This window comes from Actinoallomurus acanthiterrae, assembly GCF_054775715.1.
Window position 1 is genome coordinate 10231214 of record NZ_BAAHCO010000001.1, and the last position, 23871, is coordinate 10255084.

Consider the following 23871-nt stretch of genomic DNA (forward strand, 5'->3'; position numbering starts at 1 on the left):
TGCCTCGTACGGTCTGCGCGGGCGGGGTTCGCGGAGAATTCTTGATCTTTCGCGTAATCCGGTGACGCCTTCTCCGACTTTTTGGCGTTCGTGTCCCGAGAAGAGAGGAGGGTCCATCGCCGGTGGGGGATGGTGAACATTCCCAAGGTCGGCCGGGTCCGGTTCCGCTGGACCAAAGACCTCCCGGTCGGTAAGCGGGCCGATGCCTGCAATCGGATCACCGGAGCGCGGCTGGTCAAAGACGCGCTGGGCTGGCACATCGCCTTCCGTGTCCAGACCCTGGAACCCGTACCCCCGCCCCATCGCGGGCCGCAGGTGGGGATCGATGCCGGGGTGAGGATTCCGCTAGCCCTGTCCGACGGCGACCACCGCGACCACGGACGGCCCCGCACCGTCGGCGGCAAGGCCGACCGGGACAAATGGCTCACCACCACTGAGAAGGCCAAGCTGGTGCGGTTGGAGCGCCGGGCCGCGCACCGCAAGTCGTTCCGCAAGCCGGGTGAGCGGTCCTCGCGCCGGTTGCAGCGGACCTATGACCAGATCCGGGCGCTCCGCGCCACAGCCAAGCGCCGTGCCCTGGACTGGCAGCACCAGACCACCACTGGCCTCGCCGACCGGTACGGGACGATCGTGGTGGAACAACTCAACATCGTCGGCATGGTCAAATCCGCCAAGGGCACGGTTGAGGCACCGGGGACGAACGTCGCGCAAAAGTCCGGGCTGAACCGCGCCATCCACCAGGAAGCGTGGGGACGAACGGTCCAGATACTGGCGTACAAGACCGCCCGCCGTGGCGGGGTCCTGCACAAGGTGCCCGCTCCGGGCACCTCCCAGGCGTGCCACGCCTGCCACACCACCACACCGGGCAGCCGCGAAGATCAGGCCACGTTCGTGTGCAAGAACCCCGAGTGCGGGTGGACCGGCAACGCCGACCTGAACGCCGCACGCAACATCCTGCACAGATATCGGACGGGCCACGCGCTCGTCCCGGCTGCCGGGAGGGCAGTCGTCAGACGCGCACGCCGCGCCAAACCCACCACCGCATCGCGCCCCAGCGGCCGAGGACGTCACCAACGAGGTGTGCACGCGCGTGACGGAAGATCGACGAGATTCCCGAGCGGGCGCTGCTGGGTGTGGCCAGGACCCTCGCCCGCCAGTCCGACGGCGCCGCCGGTCAGGCGCGCCGCCTGGTCGACCGGCTGGCCGATCTGGCCATCGACGCCGATCGGAACGCTTGGGATGCCACCGACCACGTCATAGACCGCGACCAGGCGCTGGCCCCCTGCGGACCCTGTCCGCCAAGGAGGCGGAGGCGGTCGCCCTGACCGCCTGGCACGGGCTCGAGCCCGCCGGTGCGGCCCGGGTCGCCGGCTGCTCCCGTGCCGCCTTCACCGTCTGGCTGCATCGCGGACGCCGCCGGTTGGCCAGGGCACTGGGCGCATCCCATGACCTCGGCACGCGCGCACCCAAGGCGCCCAGAAGAAGCCGTAAAGCACGACCAATCTGACCGGGTTGCGGCCGGAGTGGCGCGAGACGGACCGCCGGCGCGGACTGGCCGGCAGCGCGGAGGAGCCAGCCCGTAGCAGTCCAGACGCTGAGCGCCGCCGGGCCGGTTAGCGCGCTCTGTCAGGCGAGGATCTCGCGGATGACGTGGCGGGCGTTGGCGGACATGGTCGAGTTGATGTGGACCGGTCAATCGGTTTTGCGCGGTGGAAAGACCGCCTGGCGCCTCGTACGGTCCGGGCGGGCGGAGATCGTGAAGAATTCTCGATCTCCCGCGTAATCCGGTGACGCCTTCTCCGACTTCTTGGCGTTCGTGTCCCCCGAAGAAAGGAGGTGGCGTGGACGAGCAAGAGGCCCGATTCACCCGCCTCTACGAAATGTATTACCGCAACGTCTTCGGCTACGTCGTGCTGCGGGTCGCGCCCCAGGCGGCCGATGACGTGACCAACGAGGTGTTCACGGTCGCGTGGCGCAAGATCGACGAGGTTCCCGAGCGGGCGCTGCCGTGGCTGCTGGCCGTGGCCAGGAACCTGGCCCGCCAGTCCCACGGCACCGCCGGTCAGACGCGCCGCCTGGTCGACCGGTTGGCCGGCCTGACCACCGACGCGGACCTGCACGCCTGGGACGCCGCCGACCACGTCGTCGCCCGCGACCAGGCGCTGGCGGCCCTGCGCGCCCTGTCCCCCAAGGAGGCCGAAGCGGTCACCCTGACCGCCTGGCACGGCCTCGAGCCCGCCGACGCGGCCCGGGTTGCCGGTTGCTCCCGCGCCACGTTCACCGTCCGACTGCACCGCGGACGCCGCCGGCTGGCCAGGGCACTCGGCACGTCCCACGAGCCTGGCACGGAGACGCCCGAACGCGCCCCGCGCCCCCGAGTGATTTCGGAGAAGCAGTGAAGCAGAACGAGCTCGACAGCGTGATCAACGCCCTGAAGCCGGCGATGGTGGACGAACTCGCTGACGCGGCGTACGAGCGACGCCCCGACACGAGGGCGGTCCGGGCACACGCCGGCAAGGCCACCGTGAGCCGGGGTCTGGTCCCGGGACGGCGGCCCGTCCGGCGGCTGGCCTTCGCCACCGGCGCGACGGCGGTGGTGGCGGCCACGGCGGTGCTGGTCACAGGGCTGCTGTCCGGAGGCCGCGATGGCGATACGGCGGGGAACGGCAACGCCGAACCTAACAGGGCGCTCGACACCCGCGCGTTCCTGCTGGCCAGCGCGGAGACGGTCGCCAAGCAGCCCGCCACCCATGGGACCTGCTGGTACACCCGGACGCGGATGTGGCAGGACCTGATGCCCAACAAGCCCGGCCCGCACGCCCCGATCCCCAAGGGCAAGCGTCAGACGTTCCAGGCCCAGACCGCGAGCAGCACCGAGGAATGGGCGTGCGCCCTGCCGAGCGGCACCGGCATGCGGTTTCGTACGCACCTGCCGCTCGACATCAAGCTCACCTTCCCCGCCAAGAAGGACGAGGCGGCCTGGCGGGCTGCGGGCTCACCGCCACTGATGGTCAACGGTGGCACGACGGCATCCAAGCCGCTCACGACGACGTACGACAAGGGCTCGCATTCGGCGAACCCCGATATCGGCTCCCACGAGATCGAGTGGAAGACCATAGCGAAGCTGCCGGCGACCAAGAGCGGCCTGGAGAGCTACCTGCGGAAGCTGTGGCAGGAGGACCGCAAGGGCGGCGCGAACGGCTACGGAGCCCCCGCCGACTTCGGTCTGTACGTCTTTGAAAACGCCGGAGACCTGTTCAGGGCACCGACCACCCCCGGCACCCGGGCGGCGCTCTACCGGATCCTCGCGGAGTACCCGTCCGTCCGCGTCACCGGACGAATCAAGGACCGGGAGGGCAGGTCCGGCGTGACGATCACCGCCGAAACCCCTGACGGCGTGATCGGACGGCTGGTGGTCGACCCGGTGACCGCCCAGCTCCTCGACGTCGAGCAGCGGCCCGGCAACCGCCCCGGCACCCCGGGGGCGCACGGCGCCAGCACCTACGTCGCCTTCGAAGGCCAGGGCTGGGTGAACAAGATCGGCGCCGTCCCCACCCCCTGAAACCCCGAACCCACCAACCCACGAAAGCCTTCACATGCCTAAGAAGACAAGAACCATTCAAACCGCCGCTGCGGCGGTCACGCTCGCAGCCGCCGCGGCTGCCGCAGTGGCGACGTCCACGGCCGCCCCCACCAAAGCGGCACCCGCGGCGCAGACGGCGGCGTCCCCGAACTGGCAGTCGTTCGATGTGCCCGTTCAGGGACAGGTCAGCCTGCTCAGCGTGACCGCCACCGGACGCGACGACGCGTGGGCCGGCGGGCTCCTCCTCAAACCGAAGAACCCTCCAAAGCCCCCCGAGAACCCCGCCTACCGACGGCTCGCCAAGGACCCCTCACTCGGCTTTCAACAGCTCGCCAAGGCCGCGACCGCGTCCGACGACGACACCTGCACCTTCGCGAAGGGGATGTTCACCTCCGTCATGCTGCACTGGGACGGGCACAGCTGGCAGCAAGTGCCCGTCCCCCCGTCCGCCCGCATCAACGCCCTCAGCGCATCCAGCCCGAACGACGCCTGGGCCTCCACCGACTGTGGACTGCTGCACTGGAACGGCCAAAGCTGGACGTCCGTTCCCATCGCCCCGGTCAACGCCGAGCAGGTGGGTACCGAGGCGATCAAGGCGGTCAGCCCCACTGAGGCATGGCTCAGCGTTTGGGCGCTCGGCAAGACCGCGCGCTCGGTCATCCAGCGATGGGACGGCCAGAAGTGGCGGAAAGTCCCCCTGCCCCGACTCGGCGACAACTTCCGCCTGGAGAACATCGACGCGCTGGGACCACGGGATGTGTGGGCCGCGGGAACGCAGAACATTGACAACGATGTCCATCCCGACCCTCTGCTGATCCTGCACTGGAACGGTCGCTCGTGGAAACGGTTCCCCGCACCGGACACCGGCGAATGGACGAAGGTGCTCATGCGGGTGCGGATGGTGGCCAAAAACGACGTGTGGGTCGCGGGCTGGGGCAAACGCGCCCCCGGCATCGAGGAGATCCGCCGTCCGATGCTGCTGCACTGGAACGGCCACAAATGGACCAGCGAGAAGGTGCCGGACGAGCGCGGCGAGCTGTTCGACATGGCGGTCAGCGGCGGACAGGCCCTGGCCGTCGGCGACACCCTCACGCCGAACTACGACTACACGATGTACGCGCTGCGCCGGACCCCCGACGGCTGGCAGCACGAGCCGGTCCCGGTCGAGGGAGAGGCGAGCCTCTTCGGGATGGCGCCGATTCCCGGCGGCGGCATGTGGAGCGTCGGCGCGGCCGGTGATTATCAGCCCGTGATCGCCCGCCGGCAGTAGCCGCTCCTCCGGGCACTCAGGCCACCGCCGGGTGCCCGGAGAACCGCGGTGCGCTCGATGGCGTGACGAGTGGCCGACCAGAATGTGCGGACGGGGACGGTCAGGCCTCGCTGAGGGCGGGGACGAGCTCCGTACGCGGGCCGGTTCCGCCGGGGCCGACGCGGGTGCGCTCGCGGCTGACGAAGAGCAGTCCGACGCCCGCACCGACGAGCATCGCGACGAGGTGGCCGACGGCCGCGACGTCCAGCCGGTCCAGTCCCTTGAACAGGTGCGGTGCCAGGAACGCCAGGCCGATGGCCGCGCCAAAGCGCCACCAGCGGCTCGGGACGCGGTCGAACAGCCAGTGGCCGTGCCGGGCGGTGCGCATGAGGGGCTCGGCGCCGTAGAGGATCGTCGCGACGAGCGCGGAGGCGATCACGTAGGAGGGGCCGACGTCGTCGAGGTACCGCGCCGACGTGGGCATGGCGCCCGTCGAGATCCGCCAGGCGAGCAGTCCCTCGCTGATGAGCGTGCCGACCACCTGGGCGGCGCCGACGAGGACGAGCGTCCGTACGTTGCCGAACCGGTGCGCCACCGGGAAGAGGCCGACGATGGCGAAGGCCACCCACATCCACGGCGCGGCCTCGGCGACGAAGGCCGAGGCGATCATCGTGCCGAGGGGGTCGTTCCTCAGGTTCGCCAGGTTGGTGGCCGTGGTGGCGACGACCAAGCGCTGCTGCGCCGGCCCCAGACCGTACGCGTAGACGCCGGAAACGGCACAGAACGCCACGATGAAGAGCATGGGCAGGGGGTAACGCCTGAGGATCGAGTGCACGCGGCACAGACTAGGGGTTATTTCTGAGAGATTGATGACAACCAGATGATCGTCAGCCGCGTCTTACCGCACGGACAGCCGAGCCTGCCGATCTCGCCTGCCAACCTGACCGCGGGCCTTCCGGTGCCTTACCTGTGAGACAGCGGAGCCTGACGGAACCGCCGGACGCGGTGGGAGATCCGGCCTACCGCGGTCGTGACCTCGACGGAGCGGAACCTCCCGGGCACCTCCGCCACCCAGAACGCCCCGGCGATCGTCACGGCGGTGGCCTTCAGCGCCGACCTTCCGGCGTGGAACTCCACGAGCACCTCGCCGCCGGGCGGCAACTCGCCCCAGGCGACGGACCAGCCCCTGCCGCGTACCGCGCCGCGGATCAGCGCGGTGTCGGCGCCGCGGGCGACGGCCACGTCGATGAGCCCGTCGCCGGTGTGCACCTCGAGGGCGGGACGGCGGCGGCTGCCGCGGCCGACGCGCAGCTCCCAGCCGCTCGCGGGCAACGGTGTCGCGGGGAACGCCATCGCGTGGGACATGGTCGACCTCTTTTCCGAAAACGGGTACGAGCGGCATCGCGCCGCCCGTACCCGGGTGACACTCAGATCGCGACGCCGCCTTCGACCGGCGACTCGCCGCGTCGTACGAGGAGGGCGGCGAGCGCGGCCACGAGCGCGACGCCCGCGGCGACCGTCATGGAGGTCTGGAAACCGTCCATGAAGGCGAGGTGGCTGCCGGTGGTGATGGCCTTGGCGACCGGTCCGGGCGCACCCGCCGGGACCGGCGCGACGCCCTGGGCGATGTAGTCCTTGGCCGCGCTGAGCTGGTGGGCCGCCGGCGCGGGCAGTCCCGCTCCGGTCAGGCGGTCGATGAGGACGCTCCCGACACGGCTGGACAGGATCGTGCCGAGGACCGACGTGCCGAGCACGCCGCCGACCTGGAACGCGGTCTGCTGCAGGCCGCCCGCGACCCCGGCCAGGTGCACGGGGGCGTTGGCGACGATCGCCTCGGTGCCGGCGGTGAGGATGAACCCGAACGCCAGGCCCATGAGCACGAACCACGGCCAGATCTGGTTGTACGAGGCGTCGACCCCGATCCGGGACAGGCCGAACAGGGCGCCGGCGGTGAAGACCATGCCGAGGCCGAGCGGCACGCGGGGCCCGAAGCGCTGGGTCAGCGCCCCGCCCAGCGGCGAGGACACGATGAAGATCGCGGTCATCGGCAGCATCCGGACGCCCGCCTGCACCGGCGTCATCCCGTGGACCTGCTGCAGGTACAGCGTGATGAAGAAGATCGTGCCGAACAGGGCGAAGGCGCCGAGGACGATGAGGCCGGTCGCGGCCGACAGCGAGGCCGAGCGGAACAGGTTCATCGGCAGGATCGGGTGCGGGGTCCGCAGTTCCCAGAGCACGAAGCCGGCGATCAGCACCGCGAACGCGGCGAACGACCACAGCGGCACCTGGTCGGTGAAGCCGTACGTCCCGGCCTTGATCAGACCCCAGACCAGGGCGAACAGCGCGCCCGACAGCAGCGCGACCCCGGCGAAGTCGAACGAGCCGACCGCCTCCTCGTCGCGGGACTCGCGGATCACCCACAGGCCGACCAGCAGGGCCACGAGGCCGAGCGGGGCGTTGAGGAAGAAGACCGACTCCCAGTTGACGTGCTGAACGAGCAGGCCGCCGACGATCGGGCCACCGGCGATGGAGATGCCGACGGTGGCGCCCCAGATTCCGATCGCGGCGTTGAGCCGTTCGGCCGGGAAGGTGTTGCGGAGGATCGCCAGGCTGGCGGGCTGCAGCAGCGCGCCGGCGAAGCCCTGGACGACACGCCAGAAGATCACCATTCCGATGCCGCCGGACAGGCCGACCATCACGGACGCTACCGCGAAGCCGACCACGCCGATGAGGAAGGTGCGCTTGCGGCCGAACCGGTCGGCGATCTTGCCGGCCGGGATCAGGGTCACGGCGAGCGCGAGCAGGTAGCCGTTGGTGACCCACTGCAGACCGGTCAGGTCGGCGTGCAGGTCCTTGGCGATGGCCGGGTTGGCGATCGACACGACCGTCGCGTCGAGGCCCACCATCATGACGCCGAGCGCGACCGCGAGCAGCGTCAACCAGGGATGGCCGTGCCCGGGACGGGCCGACCTTTCACGCGCCCCCGGACGGGACGCGAGTGTCGCTTGGGACATTGAACTTGCCTCCGAGAGTTCGCGTGGATGCCAAACTGTCATGCTGTGACACTTGTCGTCAAGCGACGAACGTCTCTGTATGACGACTGTCACAAGATGAACGAACTATTGGCCGGAGCGTCCAAGGTCGGTTACCATCCGGGCATGGAGGCGACGACTGCTGTTCAGGCCTGCACACCTACGGCCTGCGGGAGCGCAAGAAGCAGCGCACCCGCGAGGCCCTCGTGGACAGTGCGTTCCAGCTGTTCGCGGAGAAGGGCTTCGAGGCCACGACCGTCGAGGAGATCGCCGACGCGGTCGACGTGTCCTCCCGGACGTTCTTCCGTTACTTCGCTTCCAAGGAAGACGTGCTCCTCACGTTCCAGGAGGAGCAGTTCTGCGCCGTGAGCACGGCGTTCAAGGCCCGGCCCGCCGACGAGCCGGTGATCACCGCGATCCGCCACGCCGCGGTCGACGTCATCCGCGCCTGCGAGGACGGCGCGTTCGGTTTCGACCCCGAGCGGTTCGGCTGCATCCGGCAGCTGATGGAGTCCAGCCCCGCCGTGTTCGGCAGCAGCCTGGAGCACGGCCAGAAGAAGCACGCGGAGATGACCCGCCTCGTCGCCGAGCGCATGGGCGTCGACCCCGACACCGACCTGCGCCCGCACGTGGTCGCGAGCGCGGTCAACTCGGTGTTCCACACGGCGTTCGAGCTGCTCAGCTCCGGCACGGTGAACGTCGAGCGGTTCTCCGACGTGCTGTCGGAGCTCCTGAGCCTCGCGGAGAAGGGCATCAACTACCCCGCCGCCGCGACGGCCGAGGCGGCCTCCTAGGGCGTGCCCGGTGGACACGCCCTAAGACCTGGAACGATGCGCGCCTAAGCGCGATGCCGGAGATGGCCGTGATGATGGGGCCGCGCCCGTCCCGGGGTCACCAGGGGACGACGCCCTCGTCGTCGAAGAAGCCGCCGCGCGGTCCGTCATCCGGCAGGGTGGCGAGCCGGATCGCGATCGCGGCACCCTGCTCGGGCGTCCGCGGCGCGTTGAAGCCGGTGAAGTCGGTCGCCACGTAGCCGGGGCAGCAGGCGTTCACAATGACGTTCGTGTCGGCGAGCCGGCGGGCGTACTGTGCCGTGACGCTGTTGAGCATTGACTTCGACGGGGCGTACGCGGCCATGATCGGGCCGGTCTGCAGCGTCAGCGAGCCCATGTTGCTCGACAGGTTGACGATGCGCGGCGAGTCCGCGCGGCGGAGCAGCGGGAGCATCGCGTTCGTCACCCGGACGACCCCGAACACGTTCGTGTCGAGGACGGTGCGGACGACGTCGAGGTCGAGCGTCGTCGGATCCTGCGCGCCACCGTCGATCCGGCCGCCGATGCCCGCGTTGTTGACGAGCACGTCGAGCCGCCCTGCCCGCTGCTCGATCGTCGCCGCCGCCGCCGCGACGCTGTCGTCGGAGGTGACGTCGAGTGCGACCCCGAACGCGTCGACGCCGGCGGCACGCAGACGCTCGACGGCCTCCTCGCGCCTGGCGTCGTCGCGCGCCCCCACCGCGACCGTGCGGCCGATCGCCCCGAGACCCTGTGCGATGGCGAAGCCGATTCCCTTGTTCGCGCCGGTGACCAGCGCGATCTTCGTGTCGTTCACTCGATCCATGCTCGCGATCCGCGCGCCCGTGGTCCAAGACCGTGTCAGTAGGCTGTGATACTCGGCGGGTATCAGGGTCGGTAGGCTCCGTCCGTGGACGATCTCGAGACCCGCGAGCTCCGCTACTTCGTCGCCGTCGCCCAGGAACTGCACTTCGGACGCGCCGCCGTTCGGCTCGGGATCGCACAACCGCCGCTCTCACGCGCGATCAGCCAGTTGGAGCGGCGGCTCGGCGTCCGGCTCCTCGATCGGGACCGTCGTGGAGTGGCGCTCACCGACGCCGGCCGGGTGCTGCTCCACGAGGCCATGGTGGCCCTCGACGCGGTGGCGGCCGCTGCGCGCCGGACGCAGCGTGCCGGGGATCCGAAGCGGCCGCTGGTGCTCGTGACGAAGGCCGGGGCATCCCACGAGCTGCTGCGACGGCTCCTCGACGCGCTCGCGAGCGAACCCGGTGCGGCACCGGTCGAGGTCCTCCTGTGCGAGGTCGGCGAGCAGGCGGGGCTGCTCCGCGACGGGCGCGCCGACGTGGCGCTCATGCACCGGCCGTTCGACGACCTCGCCGGGTTCGACACCGAGGACCTCTGCGTCGAAGGCCAGGTCGCGATTCTTCCCGCGGCGCATCCGCTCGCGTCACGCGACCGGCTCACGCTGGCGGACGTGCGCGACGTGCCGGACCTGCCGATCGCTCGATGGCCCCGGCTCGACGGGTCCTACCCGGACGGGCCCGGACCGGAGGTGCGCACCCAGTCCCAGCTCGCTCAGCTCGTGGCGCTCGGCAGGACGCTGCTCGTCATCCCGGCCTCCAGCCGTGCCTGGCAGTGGCCCGAACACGTCGCGGTGCCCGTCGTCGACGCGCCGGACGTCACCACGGTGATCGCATGGCCCTCGAGTAGTCGCTCACCGGAGGTCGCATCACTCGTCCGCTCGGCGGCCGGGCTCCGCGACCCTTCGCCCGCGGGCCGTGTACCACCCGGGCGCGCGGCAGGCCTCTGGTCACGCGCGCCGTACCCGCCGGTCCAGCAGCGCGAGGAGTACGCACATGATGACGCCGGCGACGGTCAGGCCGACCGCGTTGGCGACGGTGTGCGTGTTGGCGGCGAGGCCGAAGAGCGTGTGGGCGACCAGCGCGCCGGTCGCCGCGGCGAGCAGGTGACGCCGTGACCATGCGTCCGTGGTGCCCCATCGCCGGATGACGGACCACGCCGCGACGGCCACGGCCGCGGCCAGGGCCATCGGCACCAGAGTCCAGCCGCCGTGCGTGAAGGCGGGCCGGTGAGCGCCGCCGAAGGGGAACAGCAGCCCGAGGTAGAGCAGCGTGGCGACGCCACAGACGGTCGCGACCACGACGGGCGAAGGTGCTCGTGACCGTGAACGAGCCGGGCGTCCGAACCGGGGAACCAGCCACAGCGCCGCCACCGACAGTACGGCGATGAGCGCCAAGATGACCAGGAGAGCCGTGGCCGGCACGCTGTAGCCGGGATCCTCCTTCGGCGGCACCGATGCCCGGAGCATCAGCACGCCCAGGAGCGCCACGAACCCGGCGCCGACCAGACCGCGGCGGCGCAGGAACGGCCGGTGCGCGAGGTCGGGAAAGATGAGGTCGACCAGGACGATCGGGATCGTGACGCTGAACACGGCGTGATACACCAGGTTGAGCTCGGCGTACGCGGTGTTGATCCCGAACGGGCGCGGAGCCCACCGCGCGACGTGGTAGATGTGCGGGCTGGTCAGGGCCTGCAGGGCGACGCCCTCTTCGATCAGCCCGTAGACGATCCCCATGAGAAGCGTGGAGCCGAAGCCGCCGCCGGTTCTGCGGATCAGTTCCCGGATCGTCAGCACGCCGAAGCCGTAGATCGGGACGTACAGGAGGATCAGCCACGCCATGGTGATCGGCGTGGTGCCCAGGGTGAACTCGGCGACGAGCGGAGTGATGACCACGAGGCTCAGCGCCGCTCGCCGGCCGCGGGGCGGACGCCCGCCCCGCGACCGCTCCGCCCTCCGGCCGTCCCGCGACCGCTCCGCCCTCCGGCCGTCCCGCGACCGCTCCGCCCTCCGGCCGCCCCGCGACCGCTCCGCCGTCCGGCCGCCGTCCGTGGCTGACGGCCTCCTCCGGGACAGGTTCTTCACCTGGCCACCGCCGTCACGCGCGTGCCCTTCATCGCCATCGTCCCTCCCGGTGGTGCGTCGGTTCGCTCTGATCGGGACGCTAGGGCGGGGAGGGCACGCGGGAGTACGCCCGAAGGTTGCCGTTGCCGACCGGGGGTTGCGGATCCGGCTATCGGGGGGTCATTCGCCGTCCAGGGAGACCAGTCCGGCCTGCTGGGCGAGCAGCCCGGCCTTGGCGCGGTTGGGGAGCCGCAGCTTGTCGAGCAGCCGGGAGATGTAGCTCTTCACGGTGGCCTCGGAGAGGAAGAGCCGAGCCGCGATCTCACCGTTGCTCAGCCCGAGCCCCAGGCAGCGCACGATGTCACGCTCGCGCTCGGTGAGGCCGGCGATCCGCGCGATCGCCTCCTGCCGGGAGGCGGCGGCCGTCTCGGTCCGTTCGACGAGCCGCCGCATCGCCACGGGCGACAGCACGGAGTTCCCGTCGGCCGCGACGCGAATGAGGCGGAGCAGGTCCTCGGGCGGCGTCGACTTGACGAGGAACCCCTTGGCGCCGACCTGCAACGCCCGTACGACGTTGGCGTCCGAGTCGAAGGTGGTGAGCGCGATCACCGCGGGCGGGTCCGGTTGGCGGACGATCTGTTCGGTGGCCGTGATGCCGTCGACCGCCGGCATCCGGAGGTCCATCAGGACGACGTCCGGGGACAGCCGCAACGCGATCTCGACGGCCTCCGCGCCGTCCTCGGCGGCGCCCACCACCGTGATCTCCGGGTCGGTCTCCAGGATGGTCGTCAGGTGCCGGCGCACGATCGGGTCGTCGTCGACGATGAGCACCTCGATCACGTGTCACCTCCCGGCCGCGCCGTGGCGCCGGCCCCGATGTCCGGCAGCGAGGCCGTCACCTGCCAGCCTCCCGATTGCAGTTCCCCGGCGGAGAACTCTCCCCCGATGAGCTCGACCCGGCGTCGCAGGCCGACCAGCCCCAGTCCGGATCCGCTGCCGGCCAGCGACGGATCCGGGTGCCGGCCGCCGGAATCGCGGATGGAGACGATCGTGGCCTGTCCGCCATAGTCGATCCCCACGTGCACGGAGGCGCCGGGCGCGTGTTTGCGGGCGTTCGAGAGGGACTCCTGGACCACGCGTACAGCGGTGCGCGCGATCGCCGCCGTCATCGGCCGCCGTACACCGCGGAGCTCGAGCGTCACCGTGCCACCGGACTCGCACGCCGCCCGGACCAGGTCGCCGATGTCCTCCGCCGGGTCGGACGTGCCGGACGGCCGCGGTGCCGGCTCGGAGTCGCGCCGTCCGTCGCCGTGCAGCACCCCGATCAGCTCGCGCAGCTCACCGAGGGCCTTCTCGCCCGCGGCCCGGATCTGCTCGGCGGACGTCCGTACGTCAGTGCTCTCGCTGGTCAGTTTCAGCGCTCCCGCGTGCAGGACCATCTCGGTCACGTGATGCGTCACGACGTCGTGCATGTCCGTGGCGAGCCGCCGGCGTTCGGCGGCCACGGCCTGCTCGGCGAGCAGGTGCTGCTCACGCTCGGCCGCGGCCAGGCTCGTCCGCAGCGAGGCCATCAGCTGCACCCGTGCCCGGGCGGAGTAGGCCAGCGCCGCGGGGACCAGCGTGGCCGCGATCCCCGTCGGGGTGGCCAGCGCGCTCGGCTGCCACGGCTGGGCGCCGAGCAGGGCGAACGCGGCCGTGAACGACAACGCCTCACGGATCGGCCGCACCGTCACGATCACCCAGATGATCACGATCGCGCAGGTCGGGACGACGGTCCTCGCGAGTGGATGGACCGGCGTCAGCGTTCCGGGAGCGACGAGCTCCCCGACCGCTCGCGCGGCCGACACCGCCAGGGCGATCGAGGCCACGGCGCGCGGAGACCGGATAAGCCAGAGGACGCTGAGGTCGGCGATGAGGCTGAGGCACAGCCCCGCCGCCGGGCCCAGAATCCCGTCGGTGCGCTGACCGAGCACGAACAGCAGCACGTCGAAGATTGAGCAGACGAGAGCGGAGGCGACGGCCATCACGTGCGCGGTCCGGGCCGTGAACCTGCTCGCCGCGTCCATGGCCCCATCCCACACCATGGCGACGATCCAAGCGTCACGCCCGGACGGACGGCGACCCCCGATCGTTGCCATCAAGTCGCCGAAGGTTGCCGTTCTGGCCGCGCGGACGGCGGCGCAGGGCTGGCCGTGGAGGTTTTGGATAGTCCACAATTCCAGAACGGTATCCAGACCGATACCGACCGCTCACGGGCGAAGGCCGGTCGCCCACGGGTCGCCGGCATACCCCCGCCGGTTCGAGGAGACACGTCACGATGGGTTCAGCCCCCCAGGCCGTCCCGGTTCCCGGAGTCCGCGGCGTTCCGCTCGTCGCGCTGGCCAAGGACCCCTTCGGCTACTGCATGAAGGCCGCGCAGCAGGGCGACGGTCTCGTACGGCTCGGCGCCGGACCGGTCCGCGCCTACCTCGTCAGCCACCCGGACTACGTGCGTCACATCCTGGTCGGCAACGCGGGCAATTACATCAAGGGCAGCATCATGGACGGGATCCGCCTCGCCCTCGGCAACGGCCTGTTCACCAGCGACGGCGACTTCTGGCGGCGGCAGCGGCGGCTCATGCAGCCCGCCTTCCACAACCGGCGGATCCAGCGGATGGCCGAGACCGTCGGCGAGGCGACGGACGCCGCCATGGCGAGCTGGGCCCCGGCGATCGCCAACGGCGTGCCCGTCGACATCCTCCGCGAGTCCGTCCAGATCAACATCACGGTCATCCTGAAGACCCTCTTCGGCACCGACATCGACGAGGAACGCTCCACCCGCCTGCACGACCTGACGGACCAGGTGTTCGCGGGCATGACCCGGCGGGTGTGGACGTTCTTCGTGCCGTCGTGGCTGCCGACCCCCGGCGCGGCGGCGTACGGGCGCGCGATCGAGGCACTCGACCAGGAGATCTACGCCCTCATCGCCGCCCGGCGGGCCGCCCTGACCGGCGGCGACACCGGAGAGGACCTCCTGAGCGCGCTGATCCAGGCCGAGGACGCCGAGACCGGCGAGCGGATGAGCGACCGCCAGCTCCGCGACGAGGTCTTCACCATCTTCCTCGCCGGGTACGAGTCGACGGCGACCGGCATCGCGTGGGCCTGGCACCTGCTGTCGCAGCATCCGGCGGCCGCCGCCCGGCTCCGCGACGAGGTCGACCGCGTCCTCGGCGGCCGGCGCCCCGGCTACGACGACCTGCCCGAGCTCACGTACACCCGGCGGGTCGTCAGCGAGACGTTCCGGCTGTACCCGGCGTTCCCTATGTACTTCCGCGGCTCCGTCGAGGACGACGTCGTGGGCCCGTACGCGATCCCCGGCGGCGCGAACATCATCATCAGCCCGTACGCCACCCACCACGACCCGCGCCACTGGGACGACCCGGAGACCTTCGACCCCGACCGCTTCACCCCGGAACGCTACGACGCCCGCGCCCGCGACGCGTACTACCCGTTCGGCAAGGGCCAGCGCATGTGCATCGGGGAGCCGATGTCGCTGACCATCGCCCAGCTCCTCATCGCGACGATCGCCCAGGCGTACGAGGTGCGGGCCGTGCCGGGCGCCCAGGTCACCGGCCGCTACGCGATGACCTACCAGCCGAAGAACGGCCTCCCGGTCATCCTCACCCCGCGCGCCTGATGAGGTCGCCTCGGCGCGGGCGTGAATGAAAGACGGCGCGCCCGTATCCCGGATACGGGCGCGCCGTGAGTCCCGTCTCGGCGGAGGATCCCAGGGAACGATCCAGAATCGCCATTCCCGGGGTCAGCGGCCCACGGCGTCATGGGCCAGCGCGGAATCCATTCTGGAAAGACATATTTAATGTGCGCCGTAAATAGTCGCCCCCGGCTACGATGCGACTACCCAGAGCATTAGTTACTAATGATGAATTTTCAAGTAAAGTTATTGGTTGACGCCCTGTCAGGCCGCTCATATCATGCGTTCACCAGAGATGACCCCGCCGTAGCGGAGCACCTACCGGTCGCCCACAGGTCACCTTCTCTACCTCCCTCGCGTTTTTATAAAAAGGGGCTTCGCCATGCTCAAGAACCTGACGATCGGCGGTGCGGCCGCGGCGATTCTGATGTCTCTCGCGCCGGCTTCCCATGCTTCGGACACCGCGCCACCGACAGATCCGATCACGGTCGATGTGAAGACGGTCAACGGCTCCGGCTGCCCACAGGGAACGGCCACGGTGACCGAGCTCTCCGACAATACGGGGTTCACCGTCAAGTACAGCGACTACGTGGCCGAGGCAGGAGCCGGCGCGGACGCGACCGACTTCCGGAAGAACTGCCAGCTCAGCCTCCTCGTACACGTGCCCCAAGGCTTCACGTACGCGATCGCCCAGGCCGACTATGCCGGTAACGCCCATCTCCAAGCCGGCGCGACCGGCCTGGAGCAGGCGAGCTACTACTTCCAGGGGAATTCCGACACGGTGGCGGTCGGCCACCCGCTCAGCGGCCCGTACGACGGCGCATGGCACAACACCGACCGGACCGACGTGGCGGCGTTGGTGTACAAGCCCTGCGGCGTGGACCGGATTCTCAATGTGAACACGGAACTGCGGGTCTCGACCGGCGACTCCGACGCGGCGAATACGGCCAGCTATATGGCCATGAACACCACTTCGGGCGGAGTGAACACCATCTATCGCTTCCAGTGGAAGCGTTGTTCTTGAATTCGGCAACGTCCGTACCCCATAGAAGGGACCCGTCCATGCGCAGATTAGTGGTCGCCGCTGCGGCGATCGTGGCGTTCTTCGCCACGACCGCGACTCCGGGGCACGCTTCCCTGCCCAGCAATCCGCCTCCCGACAAGATCGTCATCGATATCGCGACGGTCAACGGCTCGGGCTGCCCGGCCGGGACGGCGGCGGTGGCCGTTTCTCCCGACAACACGGCCTTCACCGTCACGTACAGCAACTACATGGCCCAGGTCGGCGTCGGCGCATCATCGACCGACTTCCGGAAGAACTGCCAGCTCAATTTGGCCGTGCACGTACCCCAAGGCTTCACGTACGCGATCGCCGAGGCCGACTATCGCGGGTTCGCCCACCTCGAAAAGGGCGCCAGCGGCACCGAGAAGGCGAACTACTACTTCCAGGGCCACTCGCAGACCACGGCCATCAGCCACACCCTCAACGGCGCGTACGACGACAACTGGCAGAACACCGACACCACCGACGTGGCGCAGCTGGTCTACCTGCCGTGCGGCGAGTCGCGGAACTTCAACATCAACACCGAGCTGCGGGTGGCCGCCGGCACCTCGGACCCGACGAAGACCACCAGCTTCATGGCGATGGACTCGACGGACGGCAGCATCACGACCACCTACCACTGGGCCTGGAAGACGTGCCCCTGAGCCCACCGGCGATGTGACGGCGGCCCGGCCATCTCGGTGGCCGGGCCGCCGCCCTCGCTCAGGCGAACACGGACACCCGGGTGCGGTGGTGACGCGGCGCCTCGATCTCGTCCACCGCCGCCACGGCGAGATCGGCGTACGACAGGCGCGACTCGGGCAGCGCTGTTTCTCCCCCGGTCCGGTAGCGCCCCGTCCTGGTGCCCTCGGCCTCCAGCCGCGCGGGCGGGGTCAGCATCACCCAGTCGACGGCGGTGTCCGCCGTACGGAGCCGGTCCAGGCCGGCCGTGTGCGCGGCGGCGAACGGCCGGATCTCCGCCGGGAACGCCGACGGATCGTCCATCACCAGGCCGCCACCCGGTTTCCTCAGGTTGGCGAACAGGCCGATCGCGACGAGCCGCGGCACCCCGGACTCGGCCAGACCGTGCAGCAGCGCGTCGGCGGCCTTGACGAAGAACTCCGGATCGAGGCCGTCGAACCCCTGCTCCGGCCCCGAGAACGGACTCACCGCGTTCACCACGGCATCGTTGCCTCGCGTGACCTCGGCGACCGCCCGCGCGTCGGTGACGTCGCCCCGCACCACCCGTACGCCGAGATCGGTGTACCGATCCGGGTCCCGCACGACCGCCGTCACCCGATGACCCCGATCTCGGGCCTCGGCGGTGATGGCCTGCCCCGCCCGGCCGCCCGCCCCGAAGATGACGATCCCGCTCATGCCGTGACTCCCCTCCGGCGGCGCACCTCGCCGCCGCGATGGGACGGTATCCACGGGATACTGGTTACCTCAACGATACCGGGATAGGGCCCGGGAACCTGGCCGAGTGGTCCGCTGTCTTTACCGCGCGTCGTTATACCGAAGGCGTGTTATACAAGGCCGATGAAGGAGCCGAATCCCGAGGTCGTCCGTCCTGGGATGCTCGAACGCCGAGTGGATCCCACTCGTTATCGGGGTCTGGTCCGGCCGGACAAGACCGTCCGGTGGGCGAAGGACCGGATGGAAGAGGTCGAACGGCTACGCGGGCATCCCCCGGAGGCGTGGCCCACATCGACCGCATTGCCTAAGTCGTTGGGCGAGCTCGCCGAATTGCTGACGACGTTGGGATGGGAAGACCTCGCCGTGCTGGCACATCGCGAGGAACTGATGATTTATCGCGAGTTCGCCGCTGCCCGACCAGGCGCTTTCGCCGACCGGATTCGCCGCACCCTGGCCGCGCTGTTCAGCAACCTCATGGACGTCAGGCACTACGGCGAGGCGCTCGAAGTGCTCGACGAGCAGTTGCGGCTGTCGAGCATCGGCCGATCCGCGGGCGTTGCGGCTCGGGATGCCGAGTATTGGCGGATGGTGTGCCGACGGGCGGAGATCCTTACCAGGCTCGGCCGCCACGACGAGGCGGCGCAGTACACGGCCGTGGCGGTGAACGAGGTCCGTGGGCGGCTCGGGCGCCTTGGGGCCGCGTCGGCGGACCTTGAGCTCAGCCACGTATTGGCAGTTCATGCGGATCAGCTCGACAGCGTCGGCCGCGTTGCCGAGGCCGCCGAGGTGACCGCCGAAGTCGCGGCGTACTGGCGCAAGCAGCCCGACTCGACGGACAAGTACGCATCGATGGTCGACCTGCTCAGCGAGCGCCTGGTCCGGAGCGGGCGGAATGAAGAGGCGGCCGTGTGCCTCACCGAGACGATCGAAGAGATCCGGCACCGCGAAAATCGCCTCACGCTGGCACGTGTCTGGCACAGTTTCAGCACCCGCCTGCTCTCGCTGGGCCTGCCGAACGAGGCCTTGGCCGCCATTGAGGAAGCAGTGAGCGTCCGCCGTGAGAGCGTGTGCCAGTTCCGAGAAGGACACCGACGGCTGGAGGCGTTGGACGAGTGGGACTGGTACGACGACCATCGGTACAACGAGGATCCACGCGAGGAGAAGCGGCGAGAACTGGAATCCGCGCTGGAGGGCGTACGCCAGGCCGAGCGTGTTCTACACGACGAATTGCTCAACCTGAGTGCCTGCCTACGCCGGCTCGACCGCGTCGACGAGGCGAAAGCGGCGAGCGCAGAGGCCGCCACGATCGCCAAAGCACACGCCGTCTACAGCGGCCGTCCACGTGATTCACGGTAACCGCCGAGCGGGCCGGGCATGCCCTTGCCGATCGCGACGAGGTGCCGACCCCCGGTCTCGGCCAGGCCGTGCGGTAAGCGCGTCGGTGACCGATGCCGGGATAGGGTCCGGGGCCATGCCCGAGCCGCTGGACCCGGAGATGTTCGACCCCGTCTGCCCGTCGAGCGCCATGCCGATCCAGATCGGCGACAAGTGGACCGCGATGGTCGTGCTCTGCCTCGAAGGCGGCCCGCGCCGGTTCACCGAGCTACGCGGCCCGCTGCGCGGCATCACCCCGAAGGTCCTCACCCAGACCCTGCGCGCGATGGAACGCGACGGCCTGGTCACCCGCACCGCGTACGACGAGAACCCGCCCCGCGTCGAGTACGAGCTGACGGCGCTGGGCCGGAGCATTCTGACACTGATCGACTCCGCCCGCGCCTGGAGCAGGGACCACCTCCCCGCCCTGCTCGAAGCCCGCCGAACGTACGAGTCGACGCCCCGCCCGGCGCTCCTGAAGCGCCCAGAGACGTGAACGACGAGGAGGTGTCCCCTCGTCGAAGGCGGCTCACGACGGCTGAGACCATGGCACCCGGGCCACGAGCTCAGGAGAGTGCCTTCGCCTCGGCCTGCTCCAGCCACTCGAGGTACCACGTCCCGAACGTCACGCGATCTCCCTCGTCACGGCCGGAGTCGCTGCCGGTCAGCGGGAAGAGGTCCTCGTCGTCGACGCGGTGATCGGCCCAGATGTTCCCTCGCTCAGACCCGCTGACGACCAGCCATTCGCGCCGCGCGCAGCCCAGATGACACAGGCAGATGGCACCTGCGGTCCGCGCCTCGGCCCACAGCACCGCGACCCAGCGTTCATCCCATGCCTCGTACGCGGCGTCGAAGTCCTCGATGACCGGGAAATTCTCCTCTTCCGGCTGCTCGGCCAGGAGAGCCTCGAGCACGGCCGGGTCCGGTCCCTTGGCGGGGAACGGCTCGGCGAGCCTGGCCGGGTCGGCGAGATCCGCACCGTCACCGACCCAGTGCCACCGTCCCTCGCCCGTACGCCGAACGGGGAACACCCCGTACGCGGGCCCGGCACCGCCGCACCCGACGTTGAGCAGGAACTGCCGGTAGTCGTCCGGCAGGGTGACGCCGAGCTGTGACTCGAGTTCGGCGAGCTCATCGGGGCGAAGCACCGGCTCCAGCTCGAAACGGTGCCCGTGATGGCCGAAAACGCCGGAGGCACCTGGCATGCGGGCGAGGTCGGTCACCCTGCGGCGCACGTCGCCCCAGTCGATCTTGTCCACGCGGCGGAGCCTACGACACCGGCCCGACGTTCGAAATCGACGCCACGGCGGACGCCCTGCCGGAGTGGTGATGCGTCAGGTTGGTACAGCTTCGGATCACGGACAGGGTGACGATGAACAGCAGCACGAGGAGCAGTCCGACGAAACGGCGGTTCCTCGAAGCCTTCGCGGGCCCGGCGACCGATCGTAGCCGCCGTATGTAGGGCCGGCGCGGCGTCCTCTTCGGCACCGGCTCCGGTTCGGCGGTGTACCAGCGCGGCAGGGTGGCCTCCGGCGGATACTGTGCCGCGACCGCCTCCACCAGCTCCCTGCGGCACGCCTCGCATCCCCGAAGGTGCTCGACGACCTCGGCGGTCTCGCCGTCGGTGAGGTCGAACGACAGCAGCCGGGGCAGATCCGCGGCGAAATGCTCGACCGACTCCGCCCGAACCCCCTCGTCGATCTCCACCCCGGCAGCCTATTCCAAAATCCGTCCTAATTAGCGATTTCGGTCAGTCCGCAGTGATCTCGATGACGGCCAGCTCGACGCACTGTCCACCGTTTCCGGCGCTGCGACTACTCTTCCGCCAGGTGACGTCCGTCATGTCCATCGTTCCTCCAAAATCCGGCGAATCAGGTCGCGGGACATCTCCACCGGGAGTGCCCGCGAACGGATTTCATCATACGTATCCGAGAGTAGGCGAATATCATCCGATTCGCTGGTCGTGATTCCGCGCAAGGCCGTTTCCACGTACGCCAGTTCGGTGCGGTCCGGAAGGGTGGCGAGGACGAAGGCCCCGGCGCTGTCGGCTGGGCGAAGCGGACCGGGGACGACCTGGACGGAGATGCGCGGGGACGAGAGCGCGAGCAGGTGCTCGAGCTGCCCGCGCATGACGTCGCGGTCGCCGACCTCGTTGCGCAGCACACCCTCGGCCAGCAGTACGGATATGCGGGGCGGCGGCGGATCCTCTCGGGAGAGGATCGCTTGCCGCCTCATTCGCGCGGCGGTGGCGGCCTTGTCACCGCCGAGAAGGGCCGAGGCGTAATCCTCGGTCTGCAGGAGTCCGTCGACGACGAGGCACTGGTACGCCTCGAGAGAGACGGCGTCGACCTCAATCGTCGGCCAGTCGAACCAGACGGGGAAGGACGCGTCGAGGACGAGTTCGTCCCAGAGCGAGGGCAGCGTCCCCTTCGTGTCGAAGAGCTCGTCGAGCTTGACGGCGATGGATCGATCGCAGCGCGTCTCGCCGCGCTCGATCTTGCCGATATGTGAGCCACAGACGGGGATCTTCTCTCCGAGCTGGTCCTGCGACAGACCGACGGCGGAGCGGTATCCGCGCACCACCGAGCCGAACACTTTGAGCGTTCCCGGTCGTTCCTTTCCGGCCACCGTCACCACTCCTCACTCGTCTCGCGACTGTTCGCGACTCGTGTCGCCGAAGTCGGCGTGTTCGCCCCTGGATCCGACAGTCGTCACCAACGGCGTCGATATCCACAGACCATGTGACCACATGTCATCACGCGAATACAGCGAGTTTCGACGAAAGGGTGTTCGATGGACACTGCAAATCAGGAGAAATGGACTCCGCCCCCACGACTCACTCTTGAAATGCACGCATGCGCCGAGAATGTCTACCTGGTGCGTAACCTCGTCGACCAGGCCGCCGAATCCTGGGGCCTGTCGAGCGACGTCCGCCACCTCGGCCGCCTCATCCTGACCGAACTCACGACGAACGCCTGCCGGTTCTACCCCGGCAAGGTCATCCTCATCTGGGTCGCGACGCCTCGCCACCGCGTCGGCGAGGTCGGCGTGTGGGACCCCGACAGCGCCAACCTGCCGCGCATCATCGATGCCGACCAGGCCGCCGAGACGGGACGCGGCCTGTTCCTCATCAACGAACTCACCGGCGGACGCCTCGGCTGGTACCCCTCCCCCAGAGCCGGCAAGGTCGTCTGGGCCCGCTTCGGCCCATGACCGGGAAGTTCAGGATCGCCACGCCTCCTTCGCCGGGACGATGGGGGTCAGTTCCGTCGTGTCGGCGAGGGGGTTCTGGCTCAATTTCCGTAATGGACGGCACCGGAGTGGGCGGTCCTGCCTGCTCACCGGGCCGAGCGGTCCATGGCCGGCCGCAGCCGTCCCGCCCGCGCCCCCCCGCCTCCCTGCGCTGTTTGCTCTGCTTACCCCGGGTATACACCTGGAACGGTCCGATGCATACCTGAGGTGAGCAGAGCAAAGTCCTGTGGACGTTCCCGGCTTGCCCGAGGTCCGGACGCCCCGAAACGACCGCTGGCCGTGACCATCACGAATTCCGGGCCAGAACCGGCGAGGGGCCATTCGGACGGGAGTTGCATGTCCCCGTCCACCCGGGGTCGTGGAAGGTCCACCGCCGCGCCCACGTCGTAGGTGTGGTCCAGGCCGAGCGGCTCGGCGATCCGTTCGTAGACCTCCCGAGCCCGCTTCCCAACCATGTGCGCCTCCCTAGTCGGTCAATGCCGCTGTCAGCAGCGGTAATGACGCTAGAAGGCAGGAACGGCCGTCGCGTCCTTCCTTACGGCGAACCCCCGTGTCCGCCGACAGGCCGATCGTCAGGGCCAGACGCAACCATCGACGCGCCGCGCCTCCGCCGCGCGGAGGACCGCGTTCGATATCAGGTGACTGCGGTCCTCACTCCTGCTCGGCGGCACCGCGCTGCAGGCAGGGCAGGCGTCGCCGTCCCCGGTGCGCGTCCACCTCTCCGGCGCACCGGTCGCCGTGACCCGCGGATAGAAGGTCAGCGCCCTGCATCCGCCCGTGTCACAGACGGTGGCGTCTCTACGGCTCAATGCTCGATCTCCTTCGGCAAGCTGTCGGGGGAGAAGATCAGCTTCTCGCGTCGCCCGGACAGCGAAGATCGGGCCATCTCCAGCAGACCGCGCACGAGGTATCGCAGGCACGCCCTGGGCGGCCTAGACGAAAGAAACGAAATTAGGTACGGTTCTTGCGAGGAGGCGTCATGAGCCTAGCCAACCTGCAGCAAGAGACCTACCTACCGGATGCTCGTGGTCAGGTCGCCGAGATTTATGACTTCCTCAAGGCACACGAGGAGGCCGGTCGAGGCCGGCCCGCACCACGCTACTTCCTGGCAGGGTCTGCGCCGGGTGATCGGATAGAACTCCCCGCAGAGATCTACCGCGCCCTTCGTCACGTGGTCGAGGCACTTCAACAGGGGCTGGCCGTCACCGTCGCGCCGTTGACCCAGACGCTGACGACCCAGCAGGCCGCAGACCTTCTGGGCGTGAGCCGTCCGACGTTGGTCAAGCTACTCGACGAGGGCAGGATTCCCTTCGAACGAGCGGGCAGTCACCGTCGGATCCTGCTTCGCGACCTGCTCACCTATCGCGAGCAGCGACGCGCCGCCCAATACGCCGCGCTCGAGGCCACTGCGGTTGAAATAAACGACGAAGAAGACGTTGATACTGTTCTGGAACAGCTACGCGAAGCCCGAGAGGCTGTCGCGAAACGTCGTCATCGACGCCAAGCGCCCTGACAAAA

Annotated in this window: 24 protein-coding genes; 13 read left to right on the forward strand and 11 right to left on the reverse strand. The window is 69.4% G+C overall.

Annotation, left to right across the window (positions count from 1 at the left end):
- Nucleotides 1-129: 129 nt before the first annotated feature.
- The 4 genes from ACYVF7_RS48190 (at nt 130) to ACYVF7_RS48205 (ending at nt 4853) form a co-directional block, all read left to right on the forward strand.
- On the forward strand, nt 130-1260 hold the full coding sequence (locus tag ACYVF7_RS48190) for an RNA-guided endonuclease InsQ/TnpB family protein (protein WP_460352972.1): 1131 nt from the start codon (nt 130-132) through the stop codon (nt 1258-1260).
- Between the two features lie 581 nt (nt 1261-1841).
- Nucleotides 1842-2399, forward strand: coding sequence for an RNA polymerase sigma factor (locus ACYVF7_RS48195; protein WP_460352974.1), 558 nt, complete (start codon nt 1842-1844; stop codon nt 2397-2399).
- Entirely contained in the window at nt 2396-3562 is a 1167-nt protein-coding gene (locus ACYVF7_RS48200) for a CU044_5270 family protein (protein ID WP_460352976.1), read from the forward strand. Before ACYVF7_RS48195 ends, ACYVF7_RS48200 begins: the two co-directional genes overlap by 4 nt.
- A gap of 106 nt (nt 3563-3668) precedes the next feature.
- Complete coding sequence (locus ACYVF7_RS48205; protein WP_460352977.1) at nt 3669-4853, forward strand: hypothetical protein; 1185 nt, start codon at nt 3669-3671, stop codon at nt 4851-4853.
- Nucleotides 4854-4953: 100 nt separating this feature from the next.
- Here the strand turns inward: ACYVF7_RS48205 and ACYVF7_RS48210 are convergent, their stop codons facing one another.
- The 3 genes from ACYVF7_RS48210 to ACYVF7_RS48220 form a co-directional block, all read right to left on the reverse strand.
- Nucleotides 4954-5667, reverse strand: coding sequence for a rhomboid-like protein (locus ACYVF7_RS48210; protein WP_460352979.1), 714 nt, complete (start codon nt 5665-5667; stop codon nt 4954-4956).
- Nucleotides 5668-5795: 128 nt separating this feature from the next.
- Nucleotides 5796-6197: a hypothetical protein gene (locus tag ACYVF7_RS48215; RefSeq protein ID WP_460352981.1), complete on the reverse strand. Its 402-nt coding sequence runs from the start codon at nt 6195-6197 to the stop codon at nt 5796-5798.
- Between the two features lie 62 nt (nt 6198-6259).
- Entirely contained in the window at nt 6260-7846 is a 1587-nt protein-coding gene (locus tag ACYVF7_RS48220) for an MFS transporter (protein WP_460352982.1), read from the reverse strand.
- Between the two features lie 224 nt (nt 7847-8070).
- Between ACYVF7_RS48220 and ACYVF7_RS48225 the strand changes: the two genes are divergently transcribed.
- Nucleotides 8071-8658: a TetR family transcriptional regulator gene (locus tag ACYVF7_RS48225; protein WP_460352984.1), complete on the forward strand. Its 588-nt coding sequence runs from the start codon at nt 8071-8073 to the stop codon at nt 8656-8658.
- Between the two features lie 97 nt (nt 8659-8755).
- On the opposite strand, the gene ACYVF7_RS48230 is transcribed toward ACYVF7_RS48225, so the two are convergent.
- On the reverse strand, nt 8756-9481 hold the full coding sequence (locus ACYVF7_RS48230; protein ID WP_460352985.1) for an SDR family oxidoreductase: 726 nt from the start codon (nt 9479-9481) through the stop codon (nt 8756-8758).
- Nucleotides 9482-9565: 84 nt separating this feature from the next.
- On the opposite strand from ACYVF7_RS48230, the gene ACYVF7_RS48235 reads away from it, so the two are divergent.
- Nucleotides 9566-10633, forward strand: coding sequence for a LysR family transcriptional regulator (locus ACYVF7_RS48235; RefSeq protein ID WP_460352987.1), 1068 nt, complete (start codon nt 9566-9568; stop codon nt 10631-10633).
- A gap of 1125 nt (nt 10634-11758) precedes the next feature.
- Here ACYVF7_RS48235 and ACYVF7_RS48240 read toward each other — a convergent pair.
- Entirely contained in the window at nt 11759-12418 is a 660-nt protein-coding gene (locus ACYVF7_RS48240; RefSeq protein ID WP_460352988.1) for a response regulator, read from the reverse strand.
- Complete coding sequence (locus ACYVF7_RS48245) at nt 12415-13662, reverse strand: sensor histidine kinase (protein WP_460352990.1); 1248 nt, start codon at nt 13660-13662, stop codon at nt 12415-12417. Before ACYVF7_RS48245 ends, ACYVF7_RS48240 begins: the two co-directional genes overlap by 4 nt.
- Nucleotides 13663-13895: 233 nt before the next feature.
- Here ACYVF7_RS48245 and ACYVF7_RS48250 point away from each other — a divergent pair, with 233 nt between their 5' ends.
- The 3 genes from ACYVF7_RS48250 to ACYVF7_RS48260 all read left to right on the forward strand — a co-directional run bounded on the left by ACYVF7_RS48250 (nt 13896) and on the right by ACYVF7_RS48260 (nt 16976).
- Nucleotides 13896-15254, forward strand: coding sequence for a cytochrome P450 (locus ACYVF7_RS48250; protein ID WP_460352992.1), 1359 nt, complete (start codon nt 13896-13898; stop codon nt 15252-15254).
- Between the two features lie 397 nt (nt 15255-15651).
- Nucleotides 15652-16293 carry a DUF4360 domain-containing protein gene (locus tag ACYVF7_RS48255; RefSeq protein WP_460352994.1) on the forward strand — a complete coding sequence of 214 codons (642 nt, stop codon included), beginning with the start codon at nt 15652-15654 and terminating at the stop codon, nt 16291-16293.
- Nucleotides 16294-16331: 38 nt separating this feature from the next.
- Nucleotides 16332-16976 (forward strand): DUF4360 domain-containing protein, encoded by a 645-nt coding sequence (locus ACYVF7_RS48260; protein WP_460352996.1) that lies wholly within the window; start codon nt 16332-16334, stop codon nt 16974-16976.
- 58 nt (nt 16977-17034) lie between these two features.
- Here ACYVF7_RS48260 and ACYVF7_RS48265 read toward each other — a convergent pair whose 3' ends face one another.
- A complete protein-coding gene (locus ACYVF7_RS48265; RefSeq protein WP_460352998.1) occupies nt 17035-17688 on the reverse strand; it encodes an NAD(P)-dependent oxidoreductase in 654 nt (217 codons plus the stop codon).
- 162 nt (nt 17689-17850) lie between these two features.
- On the opposite strand from ACYVF7_RS48265, the gene ACYVF7_RS48270 reads away from it, so the two are divergent.
- Together ACYVF7_RS48270 and ACYVF7_RS48275 are read left to right on the forward strand one after the other, a co-directional pair.
- The gene (locus tag ACYVF7_RS48270) at nt 17851-19083 is read left to right on the forward strand and encodes a hypothetical protein (RefSeq protein ID WP_460353000.1); all 1233 of its coding nucleotides are present in this window, start codon (nt 17851-17853) and stop codon (nt 19081-19083) included.
- Nucleotides 19084-19198: 115 nt separating this feature from the next.
- Entirely contained in the window at nt 19199-19597 is a 399-nt protein-coding gene (locus ACYVF7_RS48275) for a winged helix-turn-helix transcriptional regulator (RefSeq protein WP_460353002.1), read from the forward strand.
- A 70-nt stretch (nt 19598-19667) separates the two neighbouring features.
- Here ACYVF7_RS48275 and ACYVF7_RS48280 read toward each other — a convergent pair whose 3' ends face one another.
- The 4 genes from ACYVF7_RS48280 to ACYVF7_RS48295 are packed head-to-tail and all read right to left on the reverse strand — an operon-like array spanning nt 19668 to nt 21729.
- A complete protein-coding gene (locus ACYVF7_RS48280; RefSeq protein WP_460353004.1) occupies nt 19668-20360 on the reverse strand; it encodes an SMI1/KNR4 family protein in 693 nt (230 codons plus the stop codon).
- A gap of 10 nt (nt 20361-20370) precedes the next feature.
- A complete protein-coding gene (locus ACYVF7_RS48285) occupies nt 20371-20808 on the reverse strand; it encodes a zf-HC2 domain-containing protein (protein WP_460353006.1) in 438 nt (145 codons plus the stop codon).
- A 43-nt stretch (nt 20809-20851) separates the two neighbouring features.
- Nucleotides 20852-20944 (reverse strand): DUF397 domain-containing protein, encoded by a 93-nt coding sequence (locus tag ACYVF7_RS48290; RefSeq protein WP_460353008.1) that lies wholly within the window; start codon nt 20942-20944, stop codon nt 20852-20854.
- Entirely contained in the window at nt 20941-21729 is a 789-nt protein-coding gene (locus ACYVF7_RS48295; RefSeq protein WP_460353010.1) for a helix-turn-helix domain-containing protein, read from the reverse strand. The genes ACYVF7_RS48290 and ACYVF7_RS48295 overlap by 4 nt, the downstream gene beginning before the upstream one ends.
- A 219-nt stretch (nt 21730-21948) precedes the next feature.
- Here ACYVF7_RS48295 and ACYVF7_RS48300 point away from each other — a divergent pair, with 219 nt between their 5' ends.
- Together ACYVF7_RS48300 and ACYVF7_RS48305 are read left to right on the forward strand one after the other, a co-directional pair.
- On the forward strand, nt 21949-22314 hold the full coding sequence (locus tag ACYVF7_RS48300) for an ATP-binding protein (protein ID WP_460358516.1): 366 nt from the start codon (nt 21949-21951) through the stop codon (nt 22312-22314).
- A 1018-nt stretch (nt 22315-23332) separates the two neighbouring features.
- Nucleotides 23333-23866, forward strand: a complete 534-nt coding sequence (locus ACYVF7_RS48305; RefSeq protein ID WP_460353012.1) for a helix-turn-helix domain-containing protein — start codon at nt 23333-23335, stop codon at nt 23864-23866.
- Nucleotides 23867-23871 lie beyond the last annotated feature (5 nt).

Bases quoted from the DNA above. Each gene is read 5' to 3' on its own strand.
- ACYVF7_RS48190 (WP_460352972.1), top strand. From the start codon at position 130: ATGGTGAACATTCCCAAGGTCGGCCGGGTCCGGTTCCGCTGGACCAAA.
- ACYVF7_RS48215 (WP_460352981.1), bottom strand. From the start codon at position 6,197: ATGTCCCACGCGATGGCGTTCCCCGCGACACCGTTGCCCGCGAGCGGC.
- ACYVF7_RS48220 (WP_460352982.1), bottom strand. From the start codon at position 7,846: ATGTCCCAAGCGACACTCGCGTCCCGTCCGGGGGCGCGTGAAAGGTCG.
- ACYVF7_RS48230 (WP_460352985.1), bottom strand. From the start codon at position 9,481: ATGGATCGAGTGAACGACACGAAGATCGCGCTGGTCACCGGCGCGAAC.
- ACYVF7_RS48245 (WP_460352990.1), bottom strand. From the start codon at position 13,662: ATGGTGTGGGATGGGGCCATGGACGCGGCGAGCAGGTTCACGGCCCGG.
- ACYVF7_RS48250 (WP_460352992.1), top strand. From the start codon at position 13,896: ATGGGTTCAGCCCCCCAGGCCGTCCCGGTTCCCGGAGTCCGCGGCGTT.
- ACYVF7_RS48255 (WP_460352994.1), top strand. From the start codon at position 15,652: ATGCTCAAGAACCTGACGATCGGCGGTGCGGCCGCGGCGATTCTGATG.
- ACYVF7_RS48260 (WP_460352996.1), top strand. From the start codon at position 16,332: ATGCGCAGATTAGTGGTCGCCGCTGCGGCGATCGTGGCGTTCTTCGCC.
- ACYVF7_RS48265 (WP_460352998.1), bottom strand. From the start codon at position 17,688: ATGAGCGGGATCGTCATCTTCGGGGCGGGCGGCCGGGCGGGGCAGGCC.
- ACYVF7_RS48270 (WP_460353000.1), top strand. From the start codon at position 17,851: ATGAAGGAGCCGAATCCCGAGGTCGTCCGTCCTGGGATGCTCGAACGC.
- ACYVF7_RS48275 (WP_460353002.1), top strand. From the start codon at position 19,199: ATGCCCGAGCCGCTGGACCCGGAGATGTTCGACCCCGTCTGCCCGTCG.
- ACYVF7_RS48290 (WP_460353008.1), bottom strand. From the start codon at position 20,944: ATGACGGACGTCACCTGGCGGAAGAGTAGTCGCAGCGCCGGAAACGGT.
- ACYVF7_RS48300 (WP_460358516.1), top strand. From the start codon at position 21,949: ATGCACGCATGCGCCGAGAATGTCTACCTGGTGCGTAACCTCGTCGAC.
- ACYVF7_RS48305 (WP_460353012.1), top strand. From the start codon at position 23,333: ATGAGCCTAGCCAACCTGCAGCAAGAGACCTACCTACCGGATGCTCGT.